This is a genomic window from Nocardia sp. CS682 (genome assembly GCF_004634405.1).
Taxonomy (GTDB): Bacteria; Actinomycetota; Actinomycetes; order Mycobacteriales; family Mycobacteriaceae; genus Nocardia; species Nocardia ninae.
On the sequence record NZ_CP029710.1, the window covers coordinates 121,400 to 136,489 of the forward strand.

The following is a 15,090-nucleotide window of genomic DNA, read 5'->3' on the forward strand; positions in this document are numbered from 1 at the left end:
CCCAGAAAAAGCGTGGGACGGGGAGGAGGCGGTAACACGAGTAGTGGGCTACTTCATTTTTCGGCGCATTGTTGGGGCGATTCGCTGAGGCGCGTCCAGGCCCTGAGGTCGGGCCCGGCGGCGCGAGCCGATGTCCGCTAGTCCGAGTCGATGTCGAGTGCCCTGGCCGGGCAAGCGTCCACCGCGTCGCGCACCGCCGCGTGACCACCGCGCGGGCTCGGATCCAGCACCCGCACCCGCCCGTCGTCCTCGTCTTGGTCGAACACCTCCGGCGCGATGAGGGCGCACATGCCCGATCCGATACAGCGCTCCCGATCCGCGACAAGCCGTGTCATCGTTATCTCCTTCGTGCTCGAGGGTTTACGGGGCCGGTTGCGTCCACGTGACCGGCAATTCGTGCACGCCGTAGATGTTCATGTCGGTCCGCAGTTTCACCTCGTCGGCCGGGATGGCGAGCTCGAGGGTCGGGAAGCGCCGGAGCAGCCCGGCGAAGCCGGCACGCATTTCGATGCGAGCGAGCTGCTGGCCGAGGCAGGTGTGCACCCCGTGTCCGAAGGACAGGTGACCGCGCGCCTTGCGATGGATGTCGAGGGTGCCGGGGTTGTCGAAGCGCTGCGGATCGTGATTGGCGGCCAGCAGCGAGACGACGACGGTCGATCCCTTGCGGATCGTTTCACCGCACAGCTCGATGTCCTCGGTGGCGTAGCGATAGAAGATGTCAGCGATGGACAGGTAGCGCAGGAGTTCCTCGACGGCATCGGGCACCAGCTCTGGATCGGCACGCAGTTCGGCCAACTGGTCCGGGTGCTCGAGCAGCGCAAAAGTGCCCAGCGCCAGCATGTTCGCAGTAGTTTCGTGGCCCGCGAGCAGCAGCAGGAACGCGATGCCGGTCAGATCCTCGATGGCGAGTTCGTCGTTGCGGGCCAGGTCGGACAGGATATCGTCGCCGGGTTCGGCGCGTTTGGCCGTGACCAGCTGGGCGAGGTAGCCCATCATCGCGCCGTACGCGCCCATCTTCTCCTCCAGCGACTGGTCCTTGACCAGGAACTTGGCGGAGTTGACCTGGAAGGTCTCCCGGTCCGCATAAGGGACGCCGAGCATTTCGCAGATCACCAGCGACGGCAGCGGCAGCGCGAACTCCTTGACCAGATCGACCGGCGGGGTCAATTTCGCCATCTCGGCCAACTGCTGCTCGGCGATCTCGATGATGTGCTCTTCGAGCTGTTTCATCCGCCGGACGGTGAAGGTGCCGGTGAGCATGCGCCGCAGCCGGGTGTGATCCGGCGGGTCCATGGCGATGAACAGACCCGGAATCTGCGGGGACGGTTCGGTGGCAGCGGGCATGCCGGGTGTCTCGTAGGGCACGTGCATGATGCCGAGATCCTGGCGCGAGCTGAACCGGGTATCGGCCATGAGCTGGCGGACCGCGTCGTATCCGGTGACGAACCAGCCCTCGTGCCCGTCGGGGAAGATCAGCGGACAGACCGGGCCGGCCTCGCGCATCCGGCTGATCTCGCTGGGCGGATCGAAGGGGCCGGCGTCGCGCGCCGTGGGGAGACCGTTCGGGATCGAAACCGGTTTAGTCATCAGGTTTTCCTTTCGTGGCTGTTGTGAGGACCACGGTCGCGGAACGACCTGACATACGGCTGTCACGGCGCTGATACGGCCTCCTGGGCGGCATCAGCGGCTGGATTAGACTGTGAATACAAATCTAGACTGATAGTCTAGAACCTCCTGGACCGGCAAGAAGGATTGAGACTGTGACCGACACGCCCATCACCGACGCATTCCTGTACGACCGGTCCGGTCACCGCTACGACATCGCGGACCCTCGCTGGCGCGGTGACGACGGCACCGCACTGGCGATGAGTGCGCTGCCGGGTATCACGAAAGACCGGATCGTCACCTCGGAACGGTCGCTGTGGCGCTACCAGGCGGCGATCCCGGTCGATGCGCGCCACCGGGTGAGCCTCGGCGAGGGCTGCACCCCGATGGTGCCGATGGACTGGTCGGGTCGGCGCGTGCACTTCAAACTCGAATGGTTCAACCCGACATCGAGTTTCAAAGACCGCGGGGTAGCGGTGATGGTCTCGCACCTGCTCGGCCAAGGCGCGGACCACGTGCTCGAGGACAGCTCCGGCAACGGCGGCTCCTCGGTCGCGGCCTACAGCGCCGCCGCCGGGATCCGAGCCAAGATCATCGTGCCCGAGTCGACCTCGGCCGCGAAAATTCTGCAGGTGCGCGCCCATGGTGCGCAGATCGAACTCGTCGCGGGCACCCGTGCGGAGGTGTCGCAGGAGGCGATCCGCCAGTCCGAACAGATCAGGTACGCCAGCCACAACTGGCACCCATTCTTCTTGCAGGGCACCAAGACCGTGGCCTACGAGATGTGGGAGGACCTCGGGTTCCAGGCTCCCGACAACGTAGTGCTGGTCGCCGGCGCCGGCAGCAACGTCCTGGGTTGTGACATCGCGTTCAGCGAGCTGCTCGCGGCGGGCCAGATCGCGCACCGGCCCCGCCTGTTCGTCGGCCAGCCCGAGCACTGGGCGACCATCGCCGACACGGTCAACGGTCTCGACCCGGCCGGCCGCGAACCACGCGTTCCCACCATCGCCGAGGGCGCCGCGATCGCCGATCCGGTCCGGCTGCCCGAAGCGGTCGCCGCGATCCGCCGCTCCGGTGGCGCGGCCGTCGCCGTCTCCGAGGCGATGATCCGGAAAGCGGTGCGCAAGCTCGCCTCGCGCGGCCTCTACGCCGAACCCACCAGCTGCGTCGCCGCCGCGGCGCTGGACCACTTCATCGCCGAGGGCGCCGTCGGCGAGCGCGAGACCACCGTGGTCGTCCTCACCGGCGCCGGGACCAAGTCGTCGGAGAAAATGGCAGGCATCTTCGACGAAGGCCGCGCGAATCAAGGACAAGGGGCGCGTGCATGAGCGCCGACGACGATACGACCCGCAATGACCGTGCCGAAGAGGACGAGCACCTCCTGGCCGAGGCGGAAAAGATCGCGGGCGCGATCGGCCGGATGTTTCCCGGACTGTGCGAGGTCGTGCTCCACGACCTGCGCAATCCGCAGCACGCTATCCGCGCCATCGAGAACAACCTGTCGGGCAGGCAGGTAGGGGATTCGGCTACCGAGCTCGGACTGGCGCGCATCGCCGACCCCGACTACCCGAGCGTGATCCAGAACTACCCCAACCGATTCCCCGACGGACGACCGGTCAAAAGCACCTCGATCGGCATCAAGAACAGGCAGGGACGATACGTCGCGGCGCTGTGCCTGAACCTCGACGTCTCCTCGTTGTCCCCGCTGACCCGCACCCTCGCGAACCTCGTCGCCACCGAGGTAGCGCACGGCGGCGAGGTCCTCGAGACGCTGCGCGACCGGACCTCCCGCGAGCTGCGCGAGACCATCGAGGCGTTCGCCGCGGCCCGCTCACACACCCCGCGGAGTCTGCCCGTCGACGCCAAACGCGAACTGGTCAAACAACTTCGCCGCGACGGCTACTTCGAATCCAGCGGCTCCGCGCAAACCATCGCCGACCTGCTCGGCGTTTCCCGCGCCAGTGTCTACAACTACGCCAAGTAAACAAAGGACTGCTCCGGACATGACCGACATCCAGCTACGCAACAGTCCAGATCTGCGACCACCGGCCGGGCACTACTCGCATGTCGCCATGCACGGCGGGCTCGCCTACCTCTCCGGCCAGCTGCCGGTCGACGAAGGCGGAAACAGCTTGGCCGGAGCGCCTTTCGACGTCCAGGCCCGGCAAGTCCTCGACAACCTCGACCGGTGTCTGGCCGCCGCAGGTACCGACAGGACCCGGCTGGTATCGGTCTCGGTACACGTCACCGACCTCGCGGACTGGCCCGCCTTCGACACGATCTATGCCGCATGGCTCGGCCCGCACCGCCCGGCTCGTATCGTGGCGGGCGCCAGTGCGTTGCACTACGACTCGGCTATCGAGATCCACGCCATCGCCGCGCTCCCGGAATGACAGGGCGAATTCGAATCACGCCGATATCCACCCGAGATAAGCATCCAGGTCGACATTGCCACCGCAGATGACCGTCACGACGTGACGCCCGGCGAAACGGCCCGGATCCTCGAGGACGGCGGCGACACCGAGCGCGGCGGAGGGCTCGACCACCAAACCCGTGTGCTCCCACAGCATTCGAACGCCCGCGATGATCGATGACTCCTGAACCAGCACGGCGTCGTCCGCCACCGCGAGGAGGTCGTCCAACACCGCAGGGATGGGGAATCGACCGGCGACCCCGTCGGCGATGGTGTCATACGACTCGGTGGTGATCACCCGCCGCGCATGCCACGAGCGGGTCATCGCCGGTGCACCCGCGGGCTGCACACAGAGCACCTCGACACCGGGTGTGAGGGACTTCAAGACGTAACCGATACCGGTGGCCATCGCCCCGCCACCCAGCGCGATCAGCACCGCATCGAACGCGTCCGCCGAATCCGCCACCTCGAGCCCGATCGTCGCGGCCCCCTCACAGGTCTCCACGTCCAGACTGTCCTCGACCAGCCGAATCCCGCGCGATCGCGCGATACCCACCGCCTGCTCGCGGGCCATCTCGAAATCGCCGTCCACCACCAGCAATTCGGCACCCAGCGCACGGATCCGATCGAGCTTGGCCGCAGGCGCCCGCCGCGACGCCACCACGGTCACCCGCAAGCCACGGCGGCGACCGGACCACGCCAGCGCCTGCCCGAGGTTGCCCGCGCTGGCACAAACCACCGCCGTTCGCTCCTGCTCGCTCAACAGACTGGAGACGAGCTCGGTACCGCGAGCCTTGAAACTACGCACCGGATTCGCCGTCTCCAGCTTGATACTCACCGTGCAGCCGAGCCGACGCCCCAGCGCATCGCATCGGTACATCGGGGTATCCAGAAAGATCGGATCGATCACGCGGCGGGCCGCACGAATCCGGTCCAGATCGAGCCGTGTCTCGAGCACAGCACGACGATACCCAGCGGCAACCTGCCGTTTGAACAACCGCGTCAACCCTATGGAACATCCACGCCATAAGCCGGCTGGCCGATGTCCCGGATCACGGATTCCTTCTAGTGTCCCCGTTCATGAAAACCATCAGTGACTGCGCGTTTCCGGTCAGGTCCGATATCCGAGTGCGGCAAGGCGATCTGGGTCGGGACGGCACCGTGAGCACGGTAGGGATGGCCCGCTGGCTGGAGGACGCTCGGATACGACTGGAACTGCCGCGGTTCGAACGACTGGTAGCGGCCGGTGCATTCGGTCCCTATCAGATCATTTTCGTCAGCCAAAGCGTCGAACGACTCGCCCCCGCCCGCGGCACGGACACCGATATCGAGGTGCACACCGATATCCGTCGGATCGGGCGGTCGTCGTTCACCTACGGACATGCGGTGTTCGCCGGCGGCCACCGCGTGGGCAGTGGTAGCGCCACGGTCGTGCTGTTCGGCACCGCGGGCCCACTCGCCCTGCCGGACGAATTGGTCACCGATCTCACCGCTCTGGCAGGCCCGGATTCCAGCGAGACGGTGGTAACCCGTCCGAATGCCGAACGCCAGCAGCGCAACCACTATGCGTACTTCGCCCCGCTGCGTGCCCGGATCAGCGACGTCGACATCAATCAGCACGTCAATTTCATCGCGCTGGCCACCTGGTACGACGAGGCGGTCGCGGCATTCACCGCCGCGGCACTCGACCTCGACGGGCTGGTGCCCGACCTGTCACCGTCGTCCTATCGCATCGACTACGTCGGCGAGGTCACCTATCCCGGAAATTACGAAATCGGCGTCCTGGTCCAGTCTTTCGATGCCGACTCCGTCCATTACCAGCTCGGCATCTTTCTCGGCGGCACCTGTCTGGGCGTGGCCGAGGCGATCGGTCCGCGAGGTGAACTGCGCGCCAAGTCGTTAGGGCCTCGCTGAACGGGCGCACTCGGCGGGCGTCTGGCCGTAGCGTTTCTTGAACGCGCGGATGAAATGGCTGCTGTCGGAGAATTGCCAGTACGCGGCGAGTTCGGCGACCGTCGGCCGGTGGGACGGGGCAGTGAGGGCGAGGCGCGCCTGTGCCAACCTGCGGTCGCGGATGTAGCCGGTCACCGACTCGCCGGCCATGGTGAACGCTCGTTGCAGAGTGCGCACGGAGACGTGGAGTTCACGGGCCAGCATCGCCGCAGACAGCTCGGGATCGGCAAGCCGGCTGTCCACCAAGGCCTTCGCCGCCTGAGCGAGCGCGGGCCGCAGCTCCGGCTCCGCGTCGTCGAACCGACCCGTCGTCACCGCCCTGGCCAGTTCGAGCATGGCGCCGTGGGCGGCGTGCACACCGGCCGGGCCGAGGTCCGCCACGGTGGCGTGCACCATGGTCGTGTGCGCCATCAGCAGGCGCAGCTCGGCCGAGTCCGCCGCCTCGGTGCGGCTCCGGTTCCGCAGTCGCGGCGCGAGCACGGCGGAGGGCAGCGTGAGAATCCTGACCGTGGTCTCCGGCGTCGCCCCGAAATGCAACGGCGGGCCGTGCCGCAGCAGGAACTGCCCGGCCGCGACGGTGTATTCGTCATGATCGGCCGACGCACCCAAAGTCCAAATGCCGCGGCGCACTACGTAAATGCGCACCTGATCGTCGTAGCCGTACGGAGTACCTGCCGTGCGGATGACCGACGCACTGTCGAGATCGGTGACGGCCACGTCGCGCAGCTTCGCGACGCGGCTTCTGACCCGGAAATCACCGGTGGTCACCGGGCTGAAGGTCGGCAGCGGAAAGCCGTCGCCGACCTGTGTCTGCCACCCGTGCCGGAAGGTCTCGAAACCGCGCGATACCGCACCCGGATCGGTCGAATCCAGGGCGAAAACCCCACGCGAGGCGGCGAAGTCCGCTCCAGTACTGTCCATCGCCGGCCGATCCATTCCGCGTTCGTTCTCGGACCCCCGCCGCGCCCATAGTTCCCCGCAGCAGGGGCCGAGTCAAACCACCTTCATGGTGCCGCTTCGAGAGCGCTCACATCGGATAGACCGAATGCTTCCGCGGATTGAACTCCGGCTTGACCGGCGGCTTGTCGCGCAACAAGCGCAACGCATGCCGGATCTCCAGGCGCGTGCGGGCCGGCTCGATGACGGCGTCGATGTACCCGCGTTCGGCGGCGATCCACGGGGTGGCGATGGTCTCGTTGTAATGGTTGACCATGAAATCGCGCGCGGCCGCCCGCTGCTCCGCAGGCACCGCCGCCAATTGCCGCTTGCCGATGAGGTCGACCGCGCTCTCGGCGCCGATCACCGCGATCCGGGCCGTCGGCCAGGCGAAACTGATATCGGCGCCCACCTGCCGGGCCGCCATCATGCCGTAGGCGCCGCCATAGGACTTACGCACCACCAGATTGATGATCGGCACCGTCGCCTCGATGATCGCGCGCGGCACCCGGCCACCGCGAATAATCACCCCGTTGGCTTCCTGATCGAGACCCGGCAGCACGCCCGGCGTATCGACGACGAAGACCAGCGGAATGTTGAACGCGTCGCAGAGCCGGATGAAATAGGTCGACTTGTCCGAGCAGGCCGCGTCGATGGAGCCACCGAGCACCAGCGGTTGATTGGCGATCACACCGACCGGAAAACCGTCGACCCTGGCGAATCCGGTGATCAGGTTCGGCGCGAATTCCGCACGCACCTCGTGGAATTCACCGTCGTCGAAGATCCGCAGCAGGATCTCGTGCATGTCGTACCCGGTGCGGTCGGAATCCGGGATGATCTTGTCGAGTTCCCGATCGGTCGCGGTGATCTCCGGCTCCAGACCCGGATTCACGATCGGCGGCTGCTCGAGGCAACTGGTCGGGAAATAGCTCAGGTACTGGCGGGCCCAGTCGTAGGCTTCCTGCTCGGTGGCCGCCACGTGATGCAGGGTGCCGCGCTTGGCCTGCACCTGTGCGCCACCGAGGTCCTCGGCCGAGATGTCCTCACCGTTGACGGCTTTGATCACCTCGGGCCCGGTCACGAACATGTAGGAATCCTTGGTGCCGATCAGCACGTCGGTATTGATCGGCCCGTACACCGAACCCGCGGCGCACTTGCCGAGAATGATCGACACCTGCGGCACATAGCCGGACAGCTTCTCCAACACGCGGGAAATATCACCGAACGACGCGATCGAGCCCACCGCGTCCTGGATCCGTGCGCCGCCGGAGTCGTTGATCGTCACCACCGGGCAGGCGTTGTCGAACGCGAACTGCAACGCGCGCATGAACTTTCGGGCGGAGGTGATGCCGACCGACCCGCCGTAGACGGTCTGGTCGTGCGCGATCACCACCACCGGACGGCCGCCGATCAACCCGCGGCCGGTGACCAGTCCATCGCCGTAGAGAGCGTCCGGTTGGTCGGGCTGGCGCGCCAACGCGCTGGTCTCGCGGAACGTCCCGGGGTCGAGCAGCATGTGTATCCGCTCCCGGACGCTCGGAATGCCCTTCTTCTCCCGCTTGGCAATACCGCCCTCACCTGCGGGTTCCGCAGCGATCGCCAGGATCTTGACCAGTTCATCTAGCTTCGCCTGGGTATCAACCACGCTTGTCGCCACCTTCCCTACCAACTGTTGTGCCTTGGCGACGTTAAGCGGTGTAGACACAAGAACGCGATAACAGTCCCCATATGCGGGACAGGTCACAGTTCGGGCCCGATTGGTATGGCATTCCCAACAGCTCGAAAGCGGGCCCGGAGCGGGTCGACTGTGCCGTGTGGGGTATGAGGCGACGTGGCGGTTGGCGCGTGCCGGGGGTCAGTTGCGCTTCAGGCTGCCGACACTCAGCGATCCGTTCGAGGGCGTCGGTTTGTTCTCGGTGGCCGGCGGCTGGTCCTCGGTCGACGGCTCGCTCTCGTTTGCCGGCTTGGTCTTGGTCGGCAGTTTCTTCTCGACCTCGCGGATGTAGCCGGCGGGATCCTCGTCGACCGCCTCGACACCGGCGTAATTGCGCGCCTCGTAGGCGGCGAAGGCGACGGCCAGCCGATGGCGGCGCGACAGCCCGGCCAGCCTGCGGAAATCGGTGAGGCCCTCGCGTTCCTCCTCGGCCATGTGATCGCTGTTGGCCAGATTCGCCGCCGCGACCGCCGCGTACCAGTCATCGGTGCCCACCTGATGCTGTGCCACCTCGGCGACCGCGTCCCTGATCTCGTTGTGGTCGTGGATCGCGTCGAGCGTCTCGTCCTCCACCCGATCCGCGCGCCGGGCCGCGATACCCACCTGCAGCAGCTCCGGATAGAAGATCTCCTCCTCGGCCTTCGCGTGCAGCTCGAGGAAGGCTGCGAGCCGGTCCCAGATCGCGGAAAGCACCTCGGTCTCGGTGCGGTCGATCTGCTCCAGGATCGCGAACAGCCGCCGCTGCTCACGGTGGTCGTCGAGAATCAGCTCGGTAATGTCCACAATTCCTCCCTGATAACGCATTTCAGGTCAGCACTGGACGCCAGGCAAACTAGCTCTCGGGGCAGCCGGCGGGTCCCTGTGGATCGACAATAACGCACCCGGACGGCGATCCTCTGGAACGCTCGACAGTGGAGGGCAAGCGAGACCGGATCTGTCTGCATCTGGCCCCGCGCCGTCGAGGCGCTGGGCGGGGGAGCCGGGGCCGCATTCGTCGGCGCGAGCGTCCCGTCGGACACCCGGCCGAGGTCGCTCGAGGGCGGCTGCTCGCGCGCCCAGGTGGCTAGACCCGGCCGGGACGTCAGTGCGGCGATCTCGGTCAATCGGTGCGGCGAGTCGGTGAGATGCTCCGGGCCGATCAGCGGGAACCGGGCTCGTTCCGCCGCACCGGGTGGCATCGATCCGCGACGTCGCGGCGGCCGCCTATGCTGGCACCCGAAACGCGGATCAGGAGAACAATTTTGGCGAAGCTGCACCGCCCGGGGCGCCCCGACGACCTGCCGGACGCGCGACTGCTGTGGACGTGGTGGGCGGCCGTCGCGGTCGCGACCTACGACCGGGACCAGGAGCGCGAGCCCGCGCACCATCGTTACGGATACTGGATCGACGACGACGGCTTGCACTGGGACGACTGCGGCTGCACCTGGTGGGTGTTCAAGTGGTACGGCGTCGGGCGCGCGGTACTCGTCGGCGAAGACGAATCGAGCAACGTCAAAACGCACGAGCCCGCGATCGACCTGCTGGCCGGCGCCCCGGAATGGCTACCGCGCCACTACCTTCAAGGCCTGATCGACGACTACATGGTCGGCTGTGTCTACTGGTTCGACGAGGGGGCCTGGCATCGGGCGCCCTACCCGGACGACCTGGCCGACGACGGACTCGACTGCGGCATCTCGTCGTTGACCACCCGGGAGGGTGCGGTCGGCGAGATCGCTGAGCGGCTGGAGTTCGACGCCACCGACGCCGGCATGCCTGAGCTGTGCGACCAGCTACTCGACGCCGCCGAGCGCGGCACCGTCACGGAGAACGTGCTGCGCTCCTTCGCCGAGTCGATGACGCGGTTGACGGAGCAGCACTACCCCGGCGACGATTCCCGGCCACGCACCGACGACGACATCGCCGCCATGTTCGCACTGGCCCGTCGCGCGGGCCTGGACACTGCAGCCTGGACCGGCACACTCGGCGTCCGAAGCTGAACAGGGCCTCGTTATGTGCCGGTGAGCGCGGACGCTGAAGCCGCGCACTGGTGCCGCAGGGCGGGCGGGATACCTGGTCGCCGAAGATTCGCGCGAGCATCTCGGGTCCGACGACGGTACGCAACGTCAACTAACGAGACGCTGGGCTATGTGTTCGAGACTCTCGCTCATGGAGTGTCTCGGCGGGGCGGGTTCTACTTTCTATGTCCACATAGGAGGACCGCTATGTCCCATCACAATCCACGCGCAGTGGCCACCGTTCCGAATAACAGACCCTCGTATCTGACTTTCGGTTTCGCCTGGCTGCTCGGTTACACCGCATTCGCGCTGACCTACGGCGACGAGCCCAGTCTGCCGATACCTTCCGCCGTCGCGCCGGTTCTTCTCCTCGGCGGACTGCTGGTCGGCCTGGCCGTCACCGGCGTGTTCGCGGTCCGAGCGCAGCGCGGTGCCCACGGTCGCGAGGCTGGTGTCGGCATCTTGCTGGCCGCATCGTGGTTGATCGGCTTCACTGCGCTGTTTCTCATCATCACAGCTCTGCAGGCGGCACTGCACGACGTGCAGGTACAGACGCTGTTGTGGCCGACCGGGTCCGGCCTCGTCGTCGGAATGATCTACCTCGCAGGCGGAGCCGCATATCGTGATCTCGTCCAGTACACGCTCGGTGCCTGGCTTGCGGTGACGTCGTCGGCCGCGCTACTGCTCGACGGAGCAAACCTGTACTGGGTCTTGGCTATCGCCGGAGGCGGCGGTTACCTCGTCGCCGCACTGTGCCGACCCCGGGATGACGCGCCGCCGAGGCATAGAGAATCACGGCTGAGCGGGCTGGCATGATCGCACTGTGAATTTACGATTCGGTATTCAGTTGGCGCCGACTGTGACCGAGCTGCCGCAGTTGCGTGCGATGGCGAAGGTGGCGGACCGGGAAGGCCTGGATCTGCTCGGCATCCAGGACCATCCGTACTCGGGCGGACTGGCCGACACGTTCGCGGTGATCGCCACCATTCTGGCGGAAACCGAACGGCTGCGGGTGTTTCCGGATGTGGCGAGCCTGCCGTTGCGCGGCCCCGCGATGCTCGGGAAACAAGCCGCGACTCTGGATCTGCTCAGCGGGGGCCGATTCGACCTGGCCTTGGGCGCGGGCGCGTTCTGGCCCGCGATCGGCGCCATGGGCGGCCCGGTGCGGTCGAATCCCGAAGCGCTGCAAGCACTCGAGGAAGCCACCGCGATCATCCGCGCCATGTGGCTGCCGGGGACGAAGGCGAAAGTCCATGGCACGCACTACACCGTGCACGGCGTGCAGTCCGGGCCGGCGCCCGCACATCCGGTCGGCATCTGGTTCGGCAGCGTCGGCCCGAAGGCCAACGCACTCACCGGACGGATCGCCGACGGCTGGGCCGCGCCCATCCCGCATTACCTGCCGTACGAGAAATGGCAAGCGACACAAGACATCATCTCCCTCGCCGCGACCGACGCAGGACGTAACCCCGCCGACATCACCCGGATGGCCCAACTCGTCGGCACTATCACCGAAACTCCAGGCCCGGTCACGCTTCGCGGCGAAGCGCCGATCCGCACCGACGCGGCAGGCTGGGCCCGCATCCTCGCCGATTTCGCCAACGAAACCGGCTTCGACACCTTCGTCTACTGGCCCGAATCCGCTGACGACACCCAACTCCGCCGCTGGATCAGCGACGTCATCCCCGCCACCCGAGCCCTGTGCGCCTGACCACCTCAGCCGCTGAGGTGCGCGGTCAGCAGGTATGTCGGGGTCGGCGTCCACGCGGGTAATGTCGGAGTCCGTGGAGTCGGCAGTAGTTTTGATAACTGGTTCGTCCGGTGTGGTGGGAGCTGCCGTCGCGCAGGAAATGCACGCGGCGGGTTGGCAGGTGCGCGGCTGGGATGTTCTTCCCGGCCAGTGGACCACCCATCGAGGCGATCTGCGCGACCCGCAACTTCGAGCACGCGCCTTGAAGGGGGCCGAGGTTGTCGTGCACACCGCTGCGCTGCACGCTCCGCACGTCGGCCGGGTCGGCGACGACGAGTTCCGTGCCGTCAACGTGGACGCCACCGCCGCGCTGCTCGAGCAGGCGTCCGAATGTGGTGTCCGGCGAATGGTTTACACCAGCAGCACCTCGGTATACGGCCACGCACTGGTGCCCGCCGATCGCGCGGTCTGGGTCGACGAAACGCTGGAACCTCGGCCGCGCGACATCTATGACGAAACCAAGCTCGCCGCGGAAAAGCTTGTCGCCGAAGGTGATCGGACGCTCACCGCAGTCGTGCTGCGCATCGCCCGCTGCTTCCCGGAGGAGCTTGCTATCCGGGCTGCCCACCGGCTCTATCGCGGGGTCGACGTCCGCGATGTTGCCCGCGCCCACCGACTGGCCGCTGAACACCCTGAGGTAACCGGCGCATTCAACATTGCCGGGCCAATGGTGTTCCGCCCCAACGACACCCAGCAGTTGTGGCACGACCCGAGACCACTGCTCGAACAACGAGCGCCCGACATCGTCGCCTTGTTCCAGCAGCAAGGCTGGCCACTGCCGACCACCATCGACCGCGTCTACGATTCCGGCAAAGCTCGTCGGCAGCTCGGTTATCAGCCGACCTACGACGCCGCGGCGCTCGTCGGCTAGCGACGTCCCTGGCTCACGATCGCCCGGCCGAACGAGTCCACGTCGGCCTGGGCGGCCGAGCGCGGTGAAATGCCGCAGTTCCACCTCGGACGTGAATCCAGGCTGGCGAGTCACCTCGCTGATCGATCGAAAACTGGCGCTGTTGGTGACGGACCGTGCGGTCTAGCGTTGCCTCCATGACCGATTCCCTTTCGCACGGCGAGCAACTCGTCGAGCTCAACGAGGTCGAGCTGTGCTTCGAGACCTTCGGCAATCCCGCCGACCCGGCGATCCTGCTCATCGATGGCGCATCCGCCTCGATGCTGTGGTGGGAAACCGAACTGTGCGAACAGATCTCGCGCGGCGACCGGTTCGTGATCCGCTACGACAACCGGGACACCGGTAGATCCACCAGCTACCCGAAGGGGCAGCCGGGCTACGCGTATACCGACCTGGCCGCGGACGCACTCGGTCTCCTCGACGCCCTGCACATCGAGCGTGCACACATCGTCTGCCGATCGATGTCCGGCGGCATCGGGCTCATTCTCGGTGTAGACCACCCCGACCGGGTGGCGTCCCTGACGTTCGTCTCCACTTCCACCGGCGCGGAGGGACTTCCGCCGTCGGCGGAGGAGTTCAGCACCCCTGCCGACCCGGACCCCACTGATTCCCGCGCGGTAGTGGATTATGTTGTCGCCTCGGCGAAGTTGTACTCGGGCGGCTCACCCTACTTCGACGAATCCGCCACCCGCGCACTGGTCGAGCGGGACGTGGCCCGCACTCGCGACATCGGATCCACCCTCGTCAACCACTACGCGATGAGCTTCGACGGGGCGTCCCGCGACTTCGCCGCCATCAAGGCGCCGACTCTGGTGGTGCACGGCGACCACGATCCGGTTTTCCCACTCCCGCACGGATATTCGCTGCGCGACACGATTCCCGGCGCGACGCTGTTGATCCTGGAAGGCGCCGGGCACGACCTACCGAAGCCGCTCTGGGATGTGTTCGTCCCGGCCCTGCTTCAGCACACCAAAGGCGGTCTCTGATGACCACGTTGCAGTCGGCACTCTGGCTACCGATTTTCGATGATCTCGCCGACCCGGTCGCGGTAGCGCGACTCGCCGCCGAGGCGGAGGAGGCAGGCTGGCACGGCATGTTCGTCTGGGACCACGTGCGTTGGCGGGAGCCGGTCCGGCAGGTGGCCGACCCGTGGATCACCCTGGCCGCGATCGCCACCGCCACCGAAAACCTCCGGTTCGGCCCCATGGTCACACCCCTTGCCCGCCGCCGACCCACCAAGGTCGCCAGGGAAACCGCGACACTCGACCGCCTCAGCGGCGGCCGCCTCACCCTCGGCGTCGGCCTCGGCAGCAACCGCTTCGCCGAAGAACTATCGGCCACCGGCGAAGAACTCGACGACCGGCGCCGCGGCCGGATGCTCGACGAATCACTGCAGATCCTCACCGCTGCCTGGTCCGGTGAGCCGGTGCACCATCACAGCGAGCACTACACCGTCGACGGAATCACCTTCCTGCCCACTCCCATTCAACGCCCCGGCGTACCGGTATGGGCCGCAGGATTCCCCGGCAACCTTCGCCCGCTGCGCCGCGCCGCCCGCCACGACGGCTTCTTCCCCGTCAACCTCGAGCACCCCGACCAACTCGCCGACATCGCCACCACCCTCACCGCCCTCCGGCAGCACAACACCACCCCGTTCGACATCGCCGTCCCCCTCCCGGCCAACGCCGACCCCGCGCCCTACGCCAAAGCGGGCGCCACCTGGTGGCTGGCCGAGTTCGAGCCGGACACCGTGACACTGGACCAGCTGCGCGGTGTACTCCGCGACGGGCCGGTCGAAGGGTGACGGTGCGATTC

The 15,090-nt window shown here is 66.7% G+C and carries 16 protein-coding genes; 10 read left to right on the plus strand and 6 right to left on the minus strand.

Annotated elements, in window-relative coordinates:
- Positions 1–137: 137 nt before the first annotated feature.
- Together DMB37_RS00575 and DMB37_RS00580 are read right to left on the minus strand one after the other, a co-directional pair.
- A complete protein-coding gene (locus DMB37_RS00575; RefSeq protein WP_135230943.1) occupies positions 138–335 on the minus strand; it encodes a ferredoxin in 198 nt (65 codons plus the stop codon).
- A 25-nt stretch (positions 336–360) separates the two neighbouring features.
- Positions 361–1,587 (minus strand): cytochrome P450, encoded by a 1,227-nt coding sequence (locus DMB37_RS00580; RefSeq protein ID WP_135230944.1) that lies wholly within the window; start codon positions 1,585–1,587, stop codon positions 361–363.
- Between the two features lie 173 nt (positions 1,588–1,760).
- On the opposite strand from DMB37_RS00580, the gene DMB37_RS00585 reads away from it, so the two are divergent.
- The 3 genes from DMB37_RS00585 to DMB37_RS00595 are packed head-to-tail and all read left to right on the plus strand — an operon-like array spanning position 1,761 to position 3,998.
- Positions 1,761–2,933 (plus strand): pyridoxal-phosphate dependent enzyme, encoded by a 1,173-nt coding sequence (locus DMB37_RS00585; protein ID WP_240772172.1) that lies wholly within the window; start codon positions 1,761–1,763, stop codon positions 2,931–2,933.
- The gene (locus tag DMB37_RS00590; protein WP_135230945.1) at positions 2,930–3,589 is read left to right on the plus strand and encodes a transcriptional regulator; all 660 of its coding nucleotides are present in this window, start codon (positions 2,930–2,932) and stop codon (positions 3,587–3,589) included. Before DMB37_RS00585 ends, DMB37_RS00590 begins: the two co-directional genes overlap by 4 nt.
- A gap of 19 nt (positions 3,590–3,608) precedes the next feature.
- Positions 3,609–3,998: a RidA family protein gene (locus DMB37_RS00595; protein ID WP_135230946.1), complete on the plus strand. Its 390-nt coding sequence runs from the start codon at positions 3,609–3,611 to the stop codon at positions 3,996–3,998.
- A 15-nt stretch (positions 3,999–4,013) separates the two neighbouring features.
- Here the strand turns inward: DMB37_RS00595 and DMB37_RS00600 are convergent, their stop codons facing one another.
- Positions 4,014–4,976, minus strand: a complete 963-nt coding sequence (locus tag DMB37_RS00600; protein ID WP_135230947.1) for a threonine/serine dehydratase — start codon at positions 4,974–4,976, stop codon at positions 4,014–4,016.
- 122 nt (positions 4,977–5,098) lie between these two features.
- Between DMB37_RS00600 and DMB37_RS00605 the strand changes: the two genes are divergently transcribed.
- Positions 5,099–5,932 carry a hypothetical protein gene (locus DMB37_RS00605; protein WP_135230948.1) on the plus strand — a complete coding sequence of 278 codons (834 nt, stop codon included), beginning with the start codon at positions 5,099–5,101 and terminating at the stop codon, positions 5,930–5,932.
- On the opposite strand, the gene DMB37_RS00610 is transcribed toward DMB37_RS00605, so the two are convergent.
- The 3 genes from DMB37_RS00610 to DMB37_RS00620 all read right to left on the minus strand — a co-directional run bounded on the left by DMB37_RS00610 (position 5,918) and on the right by DMB37_RS00620 (position 9,404).
- Positions 5,918–6,892: a helix-turn-helix domain-containing protein gene (locus DMB37_RS00610; protein ID WP_135230949.1), complete on the minus strand. Its 975-nt coding sequence runs from the start codon at positions 6,890–6,892 to the stop codon at positions 5,918–5,920. The genes DMB37_RS00605 and DMB37_RS00610 overlap by 15 nt on opposite strands.
- A 106-nt stretch (positions 6,893–6,998) precedes the next feature.
- The gene (locus DMB37_RS00615; RefSeq protein ID WP_135230950.1) at positions 6,999–8,552 is read right to left on the minus strand and encodes an acyl-CoA carboxylase subunit beta; all 1,554 of its coding nucleotides are present in this window, start codon (positions 8,550–8,552) and stop codon (positions 6,999–7,001) included.
- Positions 8,553–8,762: 210 nt separating this feature from the next.
- On the minus strand, positions 8,763–9,404 hold the full coding sequence (locus DMB37_RS00620) for a hemerythrin domain-containing protein (protein ID WP_135230951.1): 642 nt from the start codon (positions 9,402–9,404) through the stop codon (positions 8,763–8,765).
- A gap of 458 nt (positions 9,405–9,862) precedes the next feature.
- Here DMB37_RS00620 and DMB37_RS00625 point away from each other — a divergent pair, with 458 nt between their 5' ends.
- From DMB37_RS00625 to DMB37_RS00650, 6 genes are all read left to right on the plus strand, one after another.
- Complete coding sequence (locus tag DMB37_RS00625) at positions 9,863–10,597, plus strand: hypothetical protein (RefSeq protein ID WP_135230952.1); 735 nt, start codon at positions 9,863–9,865, stop codon at positions 10,595–10,597.
- A gap of 225 nt (positions 10,598–10,822) precedes the next feature.
- A complete protein-coding gene (locus tag DMB37_RS00630; RefSeq protein ID WP_206055144.1) occupies positions 10,823–11,431 on the plus strand; it encodes an ABC transporter permease in 609 nt (202 codons plus the stop codon).
- Positions 11,432–11,438: 7 nt separating this feature from the next.
- Positions 11,439–12,326 carry an LLM class flavin-dependent oxidoreductase gene (locus DMB37_RS00635; protein ID WP_135230953.1) on the plus strand — a complete coding sequence of 296 codons (888 nt, stop codon included), beginning with the start codon at positions 11,439–11,441 and terminating at the stop codon, positions 12,324–12,326.
- 61 nt (positions 12,327–12,387) lie between these two features.
- Positions 12,388–13,236, plus strand: a complete 849-nt coding sequence (locus DMB37_RS00640; protein ID WP_135230954.1) for an NAD(P)-dependent oxidoreductase — start codon at positions 12,388–12,390, stop codon at positions 13,234–13,236.
- A gap of 176 nt (positions 13,237–13,412) precedes the next feature.
- Positions 13,413–14,261, plus strand: coding sequence for an alpha/beta fold hydrolase (locus tag DMB37_RS00645; RefSeq protein ID WP_135230955.1), 849 nt, complete (start codon positions 13,413–13,415; stop codon positions 14,259–14,261).
- The gene (locus DMB37_RS00650; RefSeq protein WP_135230956.1) at positions 14,261–15,079 is read left to right on the plus strand and encodes an LLM class flavin-dependent oxidoreductase; all 819 of its coding nucleotides are present in this window, start codon (positions 14,261–14,263) and stop codon (positions 15,077–15,079) included. Before DMB37_RS00645 ends, DMB37_RS00650 begins: the two co-directional genes overlap by 1 nt.
- Positions 15,080–15,090: the final 11 nt, after the last annotated feature.

Bases quoted from the DNA above. Each gene is read 5' to 3' on its own strand.
- DMB37_RS00575 (WP_135230943.1), bottom strand. From the start codon at position 335: ATGACACGGCTTGTCGCGGATCGGGAGCGCTGTATCGGATCGGGCATG.
- DMB37_RS00580 (WP_135230944.1), bottom strand. From the start codon at position 1,587: ATGACTAAACCGGTTTCGATCCCGAACGGTCTCCCCACGGCGCGCGAC.
- DMB37_RS00590 (WP_135230945.1), top strand. From the start codon at position 2,930: ATGAGCGCCGACGACGATACGACCCGCAATGACCGTGCCGAAGAGGAC.
- DMB37_RS00595 (WP_135230946.1), top strand. From the start codon at position 3,609: ATGACCGACATCCAGCTACGCAACAGTCCAGATCTGCGACCACCGGCC.
- DMB37_RS00605 (WP_135230948.1), top strand. From the start codon at position 5,099: ATGAAAACCATCAGTGACTGCGCGTTTCCGGTCAGGTCCGATATCCGA.
- DMB37_RS00610 (WP_135230949.1), bottom strand. From the start codon at position 6,892: ATGGACAGTACTGGAGCGGACTTCGCCGCCTCGCGTGGGGTTTTCGCC.
- DMB37_RS00630 (WP_206055144.1), top strand. From the start codon at position 10,823: ATGTCCCATCACAATCCACGCGCAGTGGCCACCGTTCCGAATAACAGA.
- DMB37_RS00640 (WP_135230954.1), top strand. From the start codon at position 12,388: ATGTCGGAGTCCGTGGAGTCGGCAGTAGTTTTGATAACTGGTTCGTCC.
- DMB37_RS00645 (WP_135230955.1), top strand. From the start codon at position 13,413: ATGACCGATTCCCTTTCGCACGGCGAGCAACTCGTCGAGCTCAACGAG.
- DMB37_RS00650 (WP_135230956.1), top strand. From the start codon at position 14,261: ATGACCACGTTGCAGTCGGCACTCTGGCTACCGATTTTCGATGATCTC.